The organism is Mycobacterium sp., from assembly GCF_036488105.1.
Classification (GTDB): domain Bacteria; phylum Actinomycetota; class Actinomycetes; order Mycobacteriales; family Mycobacteriaceae; genus Mycobacterium.
Window position 1 is genome coordinate 1 of sequence record NZ_DASXHW010000167.1, and the last position, 17,476, is coordinate 17,476.

Consider the following 17,476-nt stretch of genomic DNA (forward strand, 5'->3'; position numbering starts at 1 on the left):
ATACCTGTCATGACGTCGACTGCGCTGAACGCCGCCCGCCGCACCGCGGACCTCACCGCGCTGGCCGACGGCGCGCCGACCGACGTCGTCGTGATCGGGGGCGGCATCACCGGTGTCGGCATCGCACTGGATGCGGCGTCGCGAGGTCTACGAGTGACGCTGGTGGAGAAACACGACCTCGCTTTCGGGACCAGTCGATGGAGTTCCAAGCTGGTGCACGGCGGGCTGCGCTACCTCGCGACGGGCAACGTCGGAATCGCGCGCCGCAGCGCCATCGAACGCGGAATCCTGATGACCCGCAACGCTCCTCACCTCGTCAAGGCCATGCCGCAGCTGGTTCCGCTGCTACCCGAGACGAACGTCGCGTCGCAGGCCTTAGTGCGGTTCGGTTTCGCCGCGGGCGACGGGCTGCGCAAGCTGGCGGGCACACCGTCATCGACGCTTCCGCGATCGCGCCGGATCGACCGGGCGCGCGCGATCGAAATGGCGCCGACAGTGCGCCGCGAGGGTTTGCGCGGCGGCCTGCTCGCCTATGACGGGCAGCTGATCGACGACGCGCGACTCGTCACCGCCGTGGCGCGCACGGCGGCGCAACACGGCGCGCGCATCCTGACCCGCGTCGCCGCGTCCAATGCGACGGGCACCTCGGTGACACTGACCGACCAGCGCTCGGGTGAGTCGTTCGACGTCTCGGCGCGCGCGGTCGTCAACGCCACAGGGGTATGGGCGGGCGAGGTCGACACCGCGCTCCGGCTGCGGCCAAGTCGTGGAACTCATCTGGTGTTCGATGCCAAGGCGTTCGGCAATCCCGTTGCCGCGCTGACCATTCCGATTCCCGGCGAGATCAACCGGTTCGTGTTCGCAATGCCGGAACAGCTGGGCCGCGTCTATCTGGGCCTGACCGACGAGGACGCGCCTGGCCCGGTTCCCGATGTGCCGCAGCCGACGCAGGAGGAGATCTCGTTCCTGCTCGACACGGTCAACACCTCATTGGACGTCGCGCTTGGACCGGCCGATGTCATCGGCGCTTATGCCGGGCTGCGGCCGCTGATCGATGCCGGCGAAGGCCGCACGGCCGACGTGTCGCGTGAGCACGCCGTCGTCGAGTCAGCTGCGGGGGTGATCAGCGTGATCGGCGGCAAGCTGACCGAGTACCGCCACATGGCCGAGGGCGTGCTGGACCGCGCGATCCAATTGCGGGCACTCGACGCCGGCGCGTGCCAGACCCGAAATCTGCCGTTGGTCGGCGCTTCGGCGAATCCTGGGTCGACGACCGCGCCGATGGCCGGGCTGCCGGAGTCGCTGGTCCTGCGCTTCGGGGCGGAGGCGGCCAACGTGTTCGCCGCCGCAACGTGTGAGCATCCCGCCGACCCGGTGGCCGACGGGATCGACGTGACGCGTGCGGAATTCGAGTACGCGATCACCCACGAGGGTGCGCTGACCGTCGACGACATCGTGGACCGTCGTACCCGAATCGGCTTAGTGGCCGGCGATCGCGACAAGGTCACCGGCATTGCCGAGGAGTTTCTGTCGCAGTTCGCCTGACGCGGATGCGATAGCATCTAACGGAACTTATCCGTATCGGCTGAGGGGCCAGAGTATGGAGTTGGAGAGCGGCCAGTCGGCGCCGACGAGGCGCCCGGCGGGAAGCAAGCGACGCCTTGACCGATCGCTGGACGCCGCCATCCTCGACGCGGCTCTGGCTGGAGTGGCCGACCAGGGTTACGACCGTCTGAGCATGGACGACATCGCGTCTCGCGCAGGGGTGGGTAAGGCGGCGATATATCGTCGCTGGCCGTCGAAGGCTGTCGTGGTCGCCGACGCGATCGCCCACTGGAGACGGCGACTGGGACCCGCCGAAGCACCGAACACCGGCAGCCTTCGCGGCGATATCGAGGCACTGGTTGCGGCCGTGCCTGACCTGAATGACGCTCAGCTGAGCATGATTCACGTCATACTCGGAGTGGCGACGGCGGCGATGCACAATCCCGTCCTGGCGGCCGCCCTGGACGACCTTGTGTTGGCCATTCCGCGGCAGGTGGTCCGGGCGGTGCTCGACCACGCGGTGAATCGCGGCGAGATACCGGCCGGCCGAGACCTGAGTCTCATACCCGACGTCGCGCTGGGTCTCAACGTGTTGCGGGTGATGACCGGGCGGCCGATCGACCGGGTTTATGTCCGACGGGTGCTCGAAGACGTGATTTTGCCGCTCACCGGCGCACCGCTCCGTTAGGGGTTGCGCGGTGCGTTTCGAAGTGACACATTGGGCTTAAGCGGAACTAATCAGTTCCACCTAATAAAGGTTCGATATGAGTGTCACGCATGTCCCGGTGTTGATCGTCGGCGCCGGCGCCGGCGGCCTGACCACGTCGGCGCTGCTGGCCCAGCACGGCGTCCGTTCGCTGCTAGTCGAGAAACGCGACGAGGTCTTCATCTATCCCAAAGCACGCAACCTGAGTTTCCGCAGCCTGGAGATCCTGCGCGAACTGGGATTGGCCGACGAGGTTCATGCCGTAGCCGACGGCGTGTCAAGCATGCTCGGAAAGCCGACGCTGAACAGCACCGAAGAATGGGAAGCCTTCGACGTCGACGCGATGTTCTCACCCTTCGAAGGACTGAGCCCCGAGCCTGCCGGGCAATACTGCCCACAGAGCGCATTCGAGCCGATGCTGCTCGCGCACATTCGTCGGCACCACAGCCAGGTGCGCTATGGGACCGACTTGTGTTCGTTCGAACAAGATGACTCGGGCGTCACCGCCACAGTGCGAGAACGGGATTCGGGAGCATCGGAGACCGTGCGCGCCGACTATCTCGTCGCCGCCGACGGTGTGCACAGCCCGATCCGCGACGCGCTTGGCGTGACGACCTCAGGCTACGGGGCGCTGCCAATCTACGTCGTGTTCGTCTACTTTCGGGCACCGTGGCGAAAGTTCGTACCCCAGCTCGGCGACGGCGACGCGGTGCAAGTCAAAACCGCAGATGTGGACGGCATATTTTTGCCGGTACGCGAGGACTTCGGCATGTTCATCACCACGTACTTCCCCGGTAGCGGCGAGACCGCCGCTCAGTTCACTGCGCAGCGTTGCCGTGAGCTGCTGACGAAGGCGATCGGCGAGCCGATCGACGTGGAAATCATCGATGTTGCGCCGTGGCAGCCCTACGAGCAGGTGGCCGACCAATTCCAAAGTGGGCGAGTCTTTCTCGTGGGCGACTCCGCCCACACCATGCCGCCCTTCAAGGCTGGTGGCGCCAACACTGCTATCCAGAGCGCGCATAACCTGGCTTGGAAGCTGGTCGCCGTCTTAAACGGGATGGCAGACCCCGCTTTACTCGCCACCTACCACACCGAGCGATACCCGGTCGGACGCTTCAATGCGCGACAGTCGCTCACTGGGCCGTCGCAGTCCTTCCTGCGGTTGGACGACAACCGGCCGCAACTGCCGGCGAACGAGGAGGCGCCCATGTTCGCTGTGCTCATCGGCTACCAATACATCTCAGCAGCAGTCGTTTTCGACGATTCCGCGCCAGCGGATCCCGACGCCGTGTCGCTGGTGGCCGAGCTGCGAGCACAAACCGGTACCCGGGTGCCGCACGCCTGGGTGCACCGCGCGGGCCGACGCATCTCGACGCTCGACTTGGTCGGACCCGGCTTCACGCTTTTCACCGGTTCGTCCGGCGCGCCCTGGGCGAGCGCAGCCGATGCAGTATCCACCATGCTCAATGTCCCGATCAGCGTGCACAGCATCGGCGCCGACAGCGAGATAGGAGACATCGACGGTCGATGGGCAGAACTAACGGGTTTATGGTCCGATGAGGCGCTGCTGGTGCGCCCTGACGGCTTCGTCGCCTGGCGCACCGGCGCCCTCCCAACGTCGCCGGAAAATCGCCTTGGTCAGGTGCTGTGTCAGATCCTCGGTCGCGGGCGATGAGCGATCCGCAGCGAGATGCCCGGGCGGTTGAAACAATTTCCTGCCTGGGCTCGAGCACCACGGCGTCGAAGGGAACCTACAAGTGGATCGACGAGCTGGTGAAGCGGCCGCAGAACAGCCGATTTCGGTTTGTCAACTTCGGCGTGGGTGGGGATCTGTCGTTCAACACCGTCGGGGTTCTAGACCGAGTGATCGCCTTGCGGCCGGAGCGGGTGATCATCCTTATCGGCACGAACGACATCATGGCGAGCGTCTTTCCGAATTTCCGGCGATTCGCGCGGGTAGCGAAGCGGCTCGCCGAAGTGCCGTCCCCAGCGCGATTCGAGGAGAACCTCAACTTCATCGTGCACAAGCTCCAGCGGGGGATCAACGCAAGGATCGGACTCAGTTCGCTTGCCCCGCTGGGAGAAGACCCGAATTCTCGGCATCCTGTCCAGGCGCGGCTCAACGAACTGATCGCCACCTACAACGGCATCATCCGTAACGTCGCGTCGACGCAGCCGGTGGACTACATACCGTTCTGGGAGTCGTTCGAGGACCGACTCGTGCATGCCGGGACGGCCAAACCGTTTACCCACTTCTCGTTTGCATCGTTCTACCGCGACTACCTGTTTCGGGAAATGATCCTGCGCCAAAGCTTTGATCAGATCTCTCGGGTCAACGGTTGGCAGTTCCACATAGACGGCATTCATCTCAACACCAATGGCGGACGAATTCTCACCGAGGCCGTTCAGCAGTTCTTGGACTCCTGAGAATCCGCACGCGCTGGATTCAGCGTCTGCATCGGAGCGCCGCGTCCCTATGATCGCTGCCGGTCGATGACTGTTGACCAGAATCGAACTCTGGTCATAATCCGATTGCCTTGCGGGTGCTCGCCGCGGAGGGCATGCTGCGACCGGGCCTGCGGCCGGACGATCTCGACTACACGTTGCCCACTGTCGTGTTTGGTTCCTTTGCGGCGGAGCCGTTTCTGCCACCGTCTCTCGGGCTGACCCTCGAGCAGAAGGCCGATCAACTCGCCGACGCGGTGCGCCGGGCTTTCGAGCCGGCCGGTGTACCGAGCCGCGCGGCCGTGAAACGCGCTGCAGTGAAGTCTATTCCGATTTTAGGGCGTGCGCAGTGGGCTATAAGCCCGTTTTCGCCATCGTCAATGCCACCATCTCGGGGGACAACCCTGAACTCGCCCGTGTCGGCACCGCGGTTCGAAACCGCCCGCCGGCATTCGCGTTCAGCGTATAGTCCGTTCGACGGGGGCCGCTGGGATGGAGCAGCGTATATGCATTGGGCCATCACCGGTGGAACCGGATTTCTTGGGATTCACATCCTGCGCGAACTCTTGCGGGGACCCGGAACGTTCACTTTGCTGACCCGTCCGCAGTCCGACCCGATCGCTCGCATACAGAAAGCGCTCGCACTCGCCGGCACCAATGGGCAAGTGTGGACCAATGAACAGCTGCGAGAACGGCTGGCCGTTGTGTCGGTTGACTTGGCCGAACCCAACCTTGGACTACCGGATAAGCGGTTCCAGGTGCTCGCCGACAGCATTGACGCAATCTTGCATTGCGCCGCGAGCACCGAGGTGGACGCGGATCTTGCCGCGCTTCGCAGGGTGAATGTTGACGGGACCGCACGAATCCTCGAACTCGCCCAGGCCGGCTCGCGAGGGCCGGACCTGTTTTATGTTTCGACTGCGTTTGTCGCCGGCCGCCGCCGGACCGGCGTCATCTACGAGACAGAACTTTCAGATGACGCCGGCTTCGAGACCAACTACGAGCGATCTAAATTCGAGGCCGAGTCGCTGGTGCGGGACTGGGCACAGCGCACAGGACGTCGGGTGGTCGTGCTTCGGCCGAGCATTTTGGTCACCGACCGGCCACCAAATCCGGATTTCCCGCTGCATACCCTGTCGTCAGTGTCGAAGGGGGCCGAAGCCGCGGCGCGCCTGCTGGCCATCTCCGGACGGCCCCCCGACACCAAGCTGCCGCTGCGAATCAGCGGTAATCCCAACGGGCACTTGAATCTCATGCCGGTCGGCGAAGCCGCCGAGGCCGTGGTTCGGCTGCTACAGCTTGCCCCGAATGGCTTGAGTACCTACCACGTCGTTCGTCACCACGATGTCCCAGTGCAAACGATCATTGACGTGTTCAACGCAGTCGCGCCGGTTCGCTTATCGCTGGTGGAGTGTCCGATCGAAAACCCGACCGCGATGGAAAGGCGCATGCGTTTTGCCAGGGGTTTCCTGCTCTACGCGCACCACAGCCGAACCTTCGACACAACCGGCGCGCGAGCCTTGCTTGGTGAGTTTCGCAGCCAGACCGCTGTCGACTTGGACTATCTGCTCGGAAGCGTGGGGCGGCACAAGCGGTACTTGACGGTCAAGCCGGCACCGCGGCGCTCCAGTAGGCAAGTGCCCGCGGCCTCACGCGGGGCCTGTATCGGGCGTCCATTCGACGCTGCTGCGCACAGCGCCGACACGGTCCACCCGATGAGAGGGTTAACATTTGTTGTCACCGCCGGACGAAGTGGATCGACCGCGCTGTCGCAAATCCTCAACGGTCACCGGGATGTGCTCAGCCTCAACGAGTTCTACGTTTCGGTGCGAACGTTGCCTTCGGTTAACCAACCACTGTCAGGCGAACAGTTCTGGCGCGGCCTCGCCGAGCCGCACCCGATCTTCGACGCCATGGTCCGGGGCGACGCCGGGACGCCGGAGTTCATCTATCCCCGCCTGGCGGGAACCCGATACGATGTAAACACGACCGGGATCCCGGCGATCGCCTTGATGACGCTGCCGCATCTGTCGTCGGACCCCGACGGCGTTTTCGACGCCCTTGCCGCCGAGGTTCCGACGTGGCCGCAACAAACCGCCCGCATGCACTACGAGAAGCTTTTTCGCTGGCTCGCAGCACATTTCGGTGGGAGTGTCGTGGTGGAACGGTCGGGCATGTCGCTAAGTAATGTCCCGTGGCTCCGTGAAACATTCCCGGACGCGAAGTTCGTACACCTCTTCCGACACGGTCCGGACACGGCCGTGTCGATGAGCAAACACACCGCCTTTCGCCTGATGATGCTGATTCAGGACGCGCTGGAACTGCTCGACCTCGACCCGGAGAGCCGAAACCCTTGTCTGCGACTGGACCCGACGGCTATACCGATGGAACTCGCAACTCTGATCGGTGACCGCTGCGACCTCGACTACCTCATGAGTCAGGATCTTCCCGTCGCCCGATTTGCCCGAATGTGGAGCGAGTTGATCGCCATCGGCTTAGCAGCGCTCGCGGACCTGCCGGCAGACCGACACCTGCCGTTGTCGTACGCCGATCTTGTCGCAGACCCCACGTCGTGCCTGACACGGCTCGCCGCATTCCTGGATGTTGACGCCGATCCCAAGTGGCTCGATTTCGGTGCCCGCATTATCGACCCGAGTTTCGCGGGCGTTTCCAATCGGCTATCCGGTGAGGATCTCCAGGCAGTCGTTGAAGGCTGCGCCGCCGGAGAAGCCCTACTCCAAGACCATGCCATGGCCCTAAAGCAATTCGCGCCATTGCCCTGAGGCCTCTCTCCTCCAGTGTGATGGGTTGCGAATGTCCCGGCCGGTGAAGGGAACTGGCGGAGCGGCAGCCGGGGGCGTCTTCGGCCGATTGGGCGATTGTGTCGTGCGCAGGCCGCTGGTTTTCATCGGGTTGTGGGTTGCGCTCGCGGCCGGTCTGTTGCTGACGCTCCCATCGCTAACCCAGATAGCCCGCGAACGGCCGGTCGCTATCTTGCCGTCGGACGCCCCTGCGTTGGTCGCGACCCAACAGATGACAGAGGCTTTTCACGAATCGGGGTCGCAAACAATCCTCCTGGTGGTCCTGACCGACGACAAGGGGCTGGGACCGGCCGACGAAGCCGTCTACCGCACGCTGGTCGACGAGCTGCGCCAGGACACTGGAAGCGTCGTGACGCTGCAGGATTTCCTCAGCGCACCGCCGTTGCGCGACGTCATGACCAGTAAGGATCACCGCGCCTGGTACCTGCCGATCGGACTCGCGGGCGAGTTGGGCTCACCCCGGTTGCACGAGGCGTACGGCCGGGTCGCTGACATCATCAAACACGCCGTCGCGGGATCCACGCTGACCGCGAGCCTGGCCGGCCCCCCGGCCACCGATGCCGACCTCACCGACATCGGTGCGCGGGAGCTACCCCTGATCGAGGCCGCGATCGCACTGCTGCTGTTCATCATCGTGCTGGTCATTTACCGGAACCCGGTCACCACGTTGTTGCCATTGATAACAAACGGCATATCCCTGGTGACTGCGCAGGCCATTGTGGCTGGATTCTGCCAATTGGGTCTGGACATCTCCAACCAGGCAATTGTTCTGATGACCGGCATTACGTGCGGCGCCGGAATAGGGTACGCCGTCTTTCTGATCAGCCGCTATCACGACTATGTCCTACTCAGTGGGGATTCCGACCTAGCGGTCAAGAAGGCGTTGACGTCCGTCGGCAAGGTGATCGCGGCGTCCGCGGCCACTTTGGCTGTCACCTTTCTTGGGATGATGTTCACCCAATTAAGAGTGTTCAAGACCCTCGGTCCGGTGTTGGCGATTGCGATCTGTGTGACGCTACTTGCCGCGGTGACTCTGCTGCCCGCCATGCTCGCGCTCGCCGGGCGGCGTGGTTGGATCGCGCCACGCCGCGACATCGTCACAGGTTTCTGGCGGCGTTCGGGAATGCGAATTGTGCGTCGGCCCAAGGCTTATCTGCTCGCCAGTTTGGCAGTGCTGATCATTCTGGCCGGCGGGGCGCGCCTGCTTCGTGACAACTACGACGATCGGAAAACCCTGCCGGATTCTGCCGACAGCTCCGTCGGATATGCCGCGCTGGCCCGCCATTTCTCGCTGAACTCAACTATTCGTCAGTACCTCGTTATCCGATCACCAAACAACCTGGAGGGACCGGAGACTATTGCCGCCCTCAGGCGGATGGCACAACGGGTACGCGAGATGCCCGACATCGCAATAACCCAGGACACCACCCAACTCCCGGGAGGCAATTCGAACGACGCAAGTGAGACGTTTTCCGACGCCGACGGCCTGCTGGACTCTCTCGTCGGCACTCCCGACGAATCCGGGGCAGACACCACCCCCGAGGACGCGGCCAGGATCATCACCACCATGCGCGCACTCGGCTTCGCCATCGCCATAGACGTCGCAAACATCCCGGACGACTTCGCCGGCCCGGCGGTGAGGGCGCCTGACCCCAGCCAGAGCTGCGACGTCGGCTCTTCGTGCAGCGACCCGCGGTTGGACACCATCAGCGACGACGAATCGCTGGGCAAGGTCTTCGAACTGGCTCAACAGCTGCAGTCCACGCCAGACTCGCAGACCGTCGAGTCAGCGACGCAGAGCTTGCGCCTGGCACGCGATACCGCCGCAAACGCCCTGCGATCAATAAGTATTGACGATGTTGGCGGCGTGCAGGACCAGCCGACTACCCTGCAGCAAAGTGCCAAAGTCCTCGCCGACGCGATTCGGCGACTGCTCGATAAGGTGCAGGCGCTGCTCAACCAGCCCGCACCTACCCGGGCGGGAGTCGGCGATGCGTCGACGTTCGTCGTGTCGCCCGATGGGTACGAAGCGCGGTACTTGATACAAACCAAATTCAATCCCTTTAGCACCGCTGCCATCGATCAGCTCAATTCGATCGTGGATACCGCCCGGGAGTCTCAATCTGACCCCGCACTGGCGGACGCCACCATATCAATGGCCGGATTTCCCGCTACGCTTCAGGACACTCGTGACTACTACAACCGAGACATCCAATTCATCATCGGCATGACCGTCTTAGTTGTGTTTCTGATTTTGATCGCTCGGCTGCGCGCCATCGTCGCGCCGGCCTACCTGATTGTCGCGGCGATGGTTTCATACCTGTCGGCGCTTGGTATCGGCGTCATCATGTTCCAATTCATCCTCGGACAGCAAATGCATTGGAGCGTACCGGGATTGACATTCATCGTATTGGTCACGGTGGGTGCGGATTGCAATATGCTGCTCATCTCCCGGATACGTGACGAGTGTCCCGATGACGTGCGTTCCGGTGTTGTCCGCACGTTGGGCTCGACCGGTGCGGTGATCGCTGTGGCTGGTATCGGCTTCGCCGCCTCGATGTTCGCCCTGCTGTTGGCCGGCATCAGCACCATGGCTCAAGCCGGCTTCGTCATCGGAGTCGGGCTGCTGCTGGATACGTTGCTGGTACGCACCGTCATGGTGCCGGCCATGGCCGTGCTCGTCGGGCGGGCGAACTGGTGGCCGTCCCGAAAGCGGCTACAGCCCAATGCGGTTCTTGCCGCAAGCCGGAACAGCATGCCGACGCCTTCCCGCCGGGGCGCCGGGGTCTGCAGCACGATTTCCGAAACGGGGGACCAGCCGATGCTCGAGCTGGCAGGGGTTTCCAAGACATACCGCTTAGGTGGCCAGACGATTCGTGCACTCGACGGCATCACATTGGCGTTTTCCGGCGGGGAGTTCGTATCCGTCGTCGGTCCGTCGGGCTCGGGTAAGAGCACGCTGCTGCACTTGTTGGGTGCACTGGACAGACCGGACTGCGGGTCGATCCGATTCCAAGGCAAGGAGATCAGCGATCTCGACGACTACGAGCGGTCTGAATTTCGAAGGCGCAGTGTTGGATTCGTCTTCCAGTTCTTCAATCTCCTGCCGACGATGACGGCATGGGAGAACGTGGCGGTACCAATGCTGCTCGACGGTGCCCGGATATCGAAGGTCAAACCGCGTGCCTTGGAGCTGCTGTCGTTGGTTGATCTCGCTGATCGAGCTGAGCACCGACCGTCGGAGTTGTCCGGCGGACAGATGCAGCGAGTGGCCGTGGCCCGGGCGTTGATGATGGATCCGCCGCTGGTTCTCGCCGATGAGCCGACGGGCAATCTCGACACGAAGACCGGCGCTGCGATCATGGCGTTGCTCAACGACGTCGCTCATCAGCAGGGCCGTTCCGTCGTGATGGTTACCCACAACGTCGAAGCGGCATCATCGACGGATCGGGTGATCACCTTGGCGGACGGCCGCATCGGGTCGGACGTCCTGGCTAGTGGGGAACACCCGTGATCATCGATCGCATACGCGCATTCAACTTGCGCGAGTTGCGCAGGCATCCCGGCCGGACGGCGATGTTGCTTGCGGTGGTTGCGATCTCGGCGACGTTGCTGGTTGCCGTCCTTGGTATTGCGGGGTCGATCACCGGTTCCTCCAGCCGTCTTGTCACCAGTATCGGCGGCAATGCGAGCCTCGAGGTTTCCGGCGTCACCGACACCGGATTCCCGGAAGCGCTGCTCCGCGACATCGCGAAGGTGCCCGGTGTCGACGCCGCGGTGCCAATGCTGCGGATGTCCGTCGGGAAGCCTTCAGAGCGTGTGGTGCTGCTGGGGGTGAACAAAAAGGTAAGGGCCATGCTGAGCCCTCTGCAGCGCGCGCTCCAAGACAAGATCGGCCGCATGCTCAAGCAGCGCAATCGGGTTGCGGTCGGGGCCGGCACGGGCCACAAAGAGGGAGACTCGTTTCCGTTGGGCAACGGGAAGGTCACCGTAGCGGCCGTCATCGCCGGTGCTGATGCAGACCGGGTCAACCACGGCAATTTCATCGTGGGGCCGCTGCCATTGATACAAGGCCTCACCGATCGGGTAGGCATGCTCGATTCGGTATTGGTGATCACGGCACCCGATACTGACCTGGGACAGGTCAGGCAGGGCCTCGCGGACGTAGTGGGCGCACGCGCCGTCGTCGCCGAACCGACCTTCCGGTCCGCGCAATCCACTGGGCCGGTGGCGATTATGCGCACGCTCATGCTGTTGGCGGCATCGACCGCGCTCGTGGTCGCTGGATTCCTGATCTTCAACGCGATGAGCATGGCGATCACGCAGCGGCGTCCGGCGATATCGATGCTTCGCGCCATCGGCGCCGACAAGTTGCAGATGGTGCTTGACCTGCTGTTGGAGGCCGGCCTCATAGGGCTGGTCGGCGGGATAGCGGGATCGGCACTGGGCGTGTTGATCGGCAGGCGGGCGATTGGCGTCCTGCCCGCGGCGCTGCTGCAGGGCTACGAGTCGCGAACCGAATACATTCTGCCCGGCTACGCAATTCCTGTCGGCATGGCCGCGTGCGTAGTGGTCAGCGTTGGGGCGGCGGCGCTGGCGGCTCGCCAGGTGCACAAAGTGGAGCCTGTAGAGGCCCTGGCCCCAGTCGGGGTATCCAGTGCCGACGTCGTTCGGCTTCGGTCGCGGCTGGTGGCGGGTGTCATCGGTGCCGGGCTTGTTGCAGCGGCTGTTTTGGTCGGATCCCGCGACCTGGGACGTGTTTCGGTGGCGGCTATCGCGATCGTGTTTCTCGGCGAGATCGCCCTGTGCTTCGCCTTCGCCGGGCCGATCGTGCATTGGGCGGCGAAGGTCGCGCGAGGCTTCGGTGCACCGGGTGCGCTGGCCGCTGCGACGATCGAGCGGGCGCCGCGCCGAGTGTGGGCAACATTCATGACTGTGCAGATCGCGCTGGCGATCACCGTGCAGAATACCGGCGCAAACTTCAACGCCATCGATTCGATGGAAGCCAGCTTCTCCTCGCTTCGCGATAGGGACTTCTTCGTCAGCTCGTCTGCTCCCGGCGTGTTCCCGACAGCGCCGATCCTGCCGCAGGACGCCGAATCGAAGATCGCGTCGATCCCGGGGGTGCGCGGCGTCTTTCCAGCGCAGATGGCTTTCGCAACCGTCCGCGGCAGACGGGTACTGATCCAGGGCCTCGCCCCAGGGGCGGTCGCGCCGCCGGTGAGTGCGATGACTCCGCAAGTGCGAGAACAGGTTCTAGCTGGTGACGGCGTCGTCGTAGCCCGCGACATCGCTCGTTCCCTGGGACTACGGGCAGGCGACGAATTGGCATTGGCGACCCCCACCGGCGAGCGCCGCGTTCGTGTCCTGCAGGTGGTGCCATACTTCTCGCTACTAGGCGGTGTCGTATCGATGAGCTTGACACATCTGCGTCAATGGTTTGCGCGGCCCGGGTCGACGATTCTTGCTGTTAGCCTCATGCCGGGCGCCGATCGTCCCGGCGTCGCGGCGGCGATCCGCGACAAGTTGCCCGCCGACGTATACGTGTACTCGGGCCAGGAGGCGGCGAGCGCGGTCGGTGCGTCCCTGGCGCAGGGCACGGCACTGATCAATGTGATGGCGTGGATAGTCGTCTTCGTGGCGAGCGTCGCGCTGTTCAACACGCTGATGCTGTCCGTACTGGAGCGGCGGCGCGAGCTGGGCGTGTTGCGGGCGATGGGTTCTTCGCGGCGCTTCGCGCTGCGTACGATTCTTACCGAGGCTGCGGGCGTAGGTGTTGTCGGTGGCGCGATTGGAGCGGCATTTGGTGCGGCCAACCAGTACCTGACTACGTCCGCGCTGACCCATGTGCTCAGCATCGACGTGGCGTATAAGCCGAGCTGGATGGCACTTCTATTTGCTTGCGCCGCATTCGCTTTGACCCTGCTGGGCGCGATCCCCCCCGCTGTGCGCGCCGCGCGCCTTGACATCGTCGCGGCTGTGGCCGTCGATTAGCGTGCTGGCGACTACAGCGGGATGTTCTTGTGACGTCCGCGCCGTGCCGGTGCCTCGGCCAGCGCCTCGCTGATCCGGCTGCGGGTGTGGGCGGGGTCGATCTTCTCGTCGACAACGCCGATCTCAATGGCGTTGTCGACACCGCCGGCGAGCCGCTCGTGCTCAGCGGCCAGCTCGTCGTGCAGCGCGTCGCGCTCGTGGTCAGCGGCGGCGGCCAGCTTCTTCTTGTGCAAGATGCCGACAGCTGCCTTGGCGCCCATCACGGCGACCTCGGCGTCCGGCCAGGCGAACACCTTGGTGGCGCCCAGCGAGCGGGAGTTCATCGCAATGTAGGCCCCGCCGTAGATCTTTCGAGTGACCAGCGTGACGCGCGGAACGGTGGCCTCACCGAACGCGTGCAGGAGTTTGGCCCCGCGGCGCACCACGCCGCCCCATTCCTGGTCTACGCCGGGCAGGTAGCCGGGCACGTCGACGATCACGATCAGCGGGATGCCGAACGCATCGCAGAGCCGCACGAAACGTGCTGCCTTCTCGGCACTTTCCGAGTTGAGGCAGCCGCCGAGGCGCAACGGGTTGTTGGCAAGCACGCCGACCGAGCGTCCCGACAAGCGACCCAGTCCGACCACCATCGATGGCGCCCACTTGGCCTGGAACTCCTCGAACGGCGCGTCCTCGTCGAGCAGTGCGGTGACGAGCGGGTGCACGTCGTAGGCCCGACGCGGCGACTCCGGCAACAGCGCGTGCAGGTCGCTCTCGTGCGCCTCAGCCTTGCTGCGGTCGAAATGGCCCTGCTGGCAGAACAATCCGACCAGGCGGCGACCACGCTCGTAAGCGTCGGCCTCGTCGTCGGCGACGATGTGGCAAACCCCGGACTTCTTGTGATGTGTGTCCGGGCCGCCCAGCGAGGCCATGTCCACGTCTTCACCGGTGACGCTGCGCACGACGTCGGGCCCGGTGACGAACACCCGACCCTCCGGCGCCATGATGACGACGTCGGTCAGCGCCGGGCCGTAGGCCGCGCCGCCGGCGGCGAAACCGACCACCACCGAGATCTGCGGGACGTATCCGGACGCGCGGATCATCGCCTCGAACACCAGCCCGACGGCGTGCAATGCCTTCACGCCCTCGGCCAGCCGCGCACCGCCCGAATGCCAGATGCCCACGATCGGGCTCTGTTCTTCGATGGCGGTGTCGTAGGCGTTGACGATGTGCGTGCAGCCCTCGAGCCCCATGGCCCCGCCCATCACGGTGCCGTCGGTGGCAAATGCGATGGTGCGCACGCCATTAACGGTTCCGCCCGCGGCGAGCACACCGGAGCGGTCGCGCTCGTGCAGCAGCTCGATGCTGCCGTCGTCGAAAAACCTGCTCAGCCGCAGCAGCGGATCGCGCGGGTCGAGCGACTCATCGATTGCCTCAGGGGCCAGGGTCGTCATCGCAGGTCTCCTAGTCTCATTGCTGTTCGGGGATGCGGGTTAGTAGCGGCCAAATGTCAGCGCCACGTTGTGCCCGCCGAACCCGAACGAGTTGTTGATCGCGTACTTGTAGTTGCCGGTTCGCGGCTGGCCCGCCACCACGTCCAGGTCGACCTCAGGGTCCAGATTCACCAGGTTCAGTGTGGGTGGAATGACCTGGTCGCGCAGGGCCAGCACGGTCAGGATCGACTCGACGGCGCCGACCGCACCGACCGAGTGGCCGAGTGCGGCCTTGGGGGCGTACACGGCTGCGTTGCCGCCGTGCGGGCCGAGCGCGCGGTTGATCGCTTTGCCCTCGGCAACGTCGCCGACCGAGGTGCCGGTGGCGTGGGCGTTCACGTGGTCGATGTCGGACGGGGTCAGGCCGGCGAGCTCGATCGCCCGCGTCATCGCATGCCCGGCCCGCTCGCCGTTGGGATCCGGCGCCACCATGTGGAAGCCGTCCGAGGTGACGCTGGCACCCATGATGCGGGCCAGGATGTCAGCGCCGCGGGCTTTGGCGTGCTCCTCGGTTTCGATCACCATCAAGGCCCCGGCCTCGCCGAACACGAATCCGTTCCGGTCTTTGTCGAATGGACGGCAGGCACCGGCCGGGTCGTCGTTGGTCGTCGACATCACGATGCGCATCTGCGCAAATGCGGCGATGGGCACCGCCTCGATCCGGGTCTCGACGCCGCCGCAGATTGCAATGTCGGCCTCACCGAGCGCAATCTGCTGCCACGCGCGGGCAATGCCCTCCGAGCCGGACGCGCACGCCGACACCGCGGTGATCACGCCGGCTTTCGCTTCCCGCTGCAGCCCGATCGCCGCCGCGGCGCCATTGGGCATGTACATCTGCACGGCCAGTGGGGAGACCGCCCGCAGGCCCTTTTCCCGCATGCCGTCGTAGCTGAAAATCAGCTCCTCGCTGGAGCCCATCCCGGTGCCGATGGAGACCAGCAGCCGATTGGTGTCGACCTCTGGCGAACCCGCGTTCTCCCACAACCGCCGGTTGAGCACCGTGGCCATCTTCTGCAGATAACCCATCCGGCGGTTCTCCACACGGTCCAGCTGGCTGTCGAACTCCTCGCGCAGATGGCCACCGATACGGACCGGCAAGTCAAATTCTTTGACGAAAGGGTCCTCGAGCACGCGGATGCCACTTTGACCGTCCAGCAACAACTTCCACGTGGTATCGACATCGGTTGCCAGTGCGGTTGTCATGGCGACGCCGGTGACAACGATGTTGGGGAAACCGTTCCCCGTAGCCAACTTTGACGATGTGGTCATGGGCCCTACGAACGTGTCCTTCCTTGCTCAGTACCGCCCGAAAGCCAACGCGACGTTGTGTCCGCCGAAACCGAACGAGTTGTTGATGGCGTATTGGTACTCGCCATAACGTGGCTCGTCCGCGACGACGTCGAGGTCGATCTCCGGGTCGGGCGTGGTGTAGTTAAGTGTCGGCGGAATAACGCCATCTCGCAGCGCAAGCACCGTCAGGATCGATTCCAGCGCGCCCACGGCGCCGATGGAGTGACCCAGCGCCCCCTTGGGCGCGTAGACCGCGGCCTGGTCACAGCCGGCGACCCGGATGGCGTTGGCCTCGGCCGTGTCGCCGATCGGAGTGGCAGTCGCATGCGCGTTGATGTGGTCGATGTCCTTGGGAGACAAGCCCGCCAGCTCCAGCGCGCGGGCCATCGCCCGTCCGGCGCGCTCGCCGTCAGCGGCCGGTGCCACCATGTGGAACGCATCCGACGTGATGCCGGCACCCATCAACCGGGCCAGCGGCTTGGCGCCACGGGCTTTGGCGTGCTCTTCGGTCTCGATCATCATCATCGCGCCGGCCTCGCCGAAGACGAAGCCGTCACGCTCTTTGTCGAACGGCCGCGACGCCCCTTCGGGGTCCTCGTTGCGGGTCGACATGGCCCGCATCATCGAGAACGCCGCGATGGGCAGTGCCTCGATGTTGCCCTCCACGCCGCCGCAGACCGCAAAGTCCGCGTCACCCATGACGATTTGTCGCCACGCGTGGGCGATGGCCTCCGAACCCGACGAGCAGGCCGACACCGGGGTCATCACTCCGGCGCGGGCGCCCAGCTGCAGACCGACGACGGCCGCAGCGCCGTTCGGCATGATCATCTGCACGGCCAGTGGCGACACCTTGCGGGGGCCGCCCTCGTTCATCAGGTCGTAGCTCTCGACGATCTTCTCGGCACCGCCGAGGCCTGTGCCGACCACGACCGTGAACCGGTCCGGGTCGACTTCGGGGCTGCCGGCGTTCTCCCACAACTGGCCGCTGAGGTACTTCGCCATCCGCTGGACGTAGGACATCCGTCGCATGTCCAGCCGGCCCATGTGGTCGTCGACCGATTCCTTGAGGTGCCCGCCAATTTTGACTTGCAGGTCCCACTTGGTGACGAACTCGTCTTCGAGCACGCGGATGCCGCTCTCGCCGGCCAGCAAACCCTTCCACGTGCCTTCGATGTCCGGCGAGATCGAAGTCGTCGCCG

General features: G+C 64.5%; 10 protein-coding genes. 7 read left to right on the plus strand and 3 right to left on the minus strand.

Annotated elements, in window-relative coordinates:
* The first annotated feature begins 9 nt into the window (after positions 1-9).
* From VGH54_RS08735 to VGH54_RS08765, 7 genes are all read left to right on the plus strand, one after another.
* Positions 10-1,545, plus strand: a complete 1,536-nt coding sequence (locus tag VGH54_RS08735) for a glycerol-3-phosphate dehydrogenase/oxidase (RefSeq protein WP_331511561.1) — start codon at positions 10-12, stop codon at positions 1,543-1,545.
* A gap of 55 nt (positions 1,546-1,600) precedes the next feature.
* Positions 1,601-2,233 (plus strand): TetR/AcrR family transcriptional regulator, encoded by a 633-nt coding sequence (locus VGH54_RS08740; protein ID WP_331511551.1) that lies wholly within the window; start codon positions 1,601-1,603, stop codon positions 2,231-2,233.
* Positions 2,234-2,309: 76 nt separating this feature from the next.
* Entirely contained in the window at positions 2,310-3,929 is a 1,620-nt protein-coding gene (locus tag VGH54_RS08745; RefSeq protein WP_331511553.1) for an FAD-dependent monooxygenase, read from the plus strand.
* Positions 3,926-4,681, plus strand: coding sequence for an SGNH/GDSL hydrolase family protein (locus tag VGH54_RS08750; RefSeq protein ID WP_331511554.1), 756 nt, complete (start codon positions 3,926-3,928; stop codon positions 4,679-4,681). The genes VGH54_RS08745 and VGH54_RS08750 overlap by 4 nt, the downstream gene beginning before the upstream one ends.
* Positions 4,682-5,205: 524 nt before the next feature.
* A complete protein-coding gene (locus VGH54_RS08755; protein WP_331511555.1) occupies positions 5,206-7,482 on the plus strand; it encodes an SDR family oxidoreductase in 2,277 nt (758 codons plus the stop codon).
* 31 nt (positions 7,483-7,513) lie between these two features.
* Positions 7,514-11,035, plus strand: coding sequence for an MMPL family transporter (locus VGH54_RS08760; RefSeq protein WP_331511556.1), 3,522 nt, complete (start codon positions 7,514-7,516; stop codon positions 11,033-11,035).
* On the plus strand, positions 11,032-13,515 hold the full coding sequence (locus tag VGH54_RS08765; RefSeq protein WP_331511557.1) for an FtsX-like permease family protein: 2,484 nt from the start codon (positions 11,032-11,034) through the stop codon (positions 13,513-13,515). The genes VGH54_RS08760 and VGH54_RS08765 overlap by 4 nt, the downstream gene beginning before the upstream one ends.
* Before the next feature lie 11 nt (positions 13,516-13,526).
* On the opposite strand, the gene VGH54_RS08770 is transcribed toward VGH54_RS08765, so the two are convergent.
* The 3 genes from VGH54_RS08770 to kasA all read right to left on the minus strand — a co-directional run.
* Entirely contained in the window at positions 13,527-14,948 is a 1,422-nt protein-coding gene (locus VGH54_RS08770; RefSeq protein WP_331511558.1) for an acyl-CoA carboxylase subunit beta, read from the minus strand.
* Between the two features lie 39 nt (positions 14,949-14,987).
* On the minus strand, positions 14,988-16,256 hold the full coding sequence (gene kasB / locus VGH54_RS08775; RefSeq protein ID WP_331511559.1) for a 3-oxoacyl-ACP synthase KasB: 1,269 nt from the start codon (positions 16,254-16,256) through the stop codon (positions 14,988-14,990).
* A 27-nt stretch (positions 16,257-16,283) separates the two neighbouring features.
* Positions 16,284-17,476, minus strand: a 1,193-nt coding sequence (gene kasA, locus VGH54_RS08780; RefSeq protein WP_331511560.1) for a 3-oxoacyl-ACP synthase KasA, incomplete at its 5' end; no start/stop codon positions are given.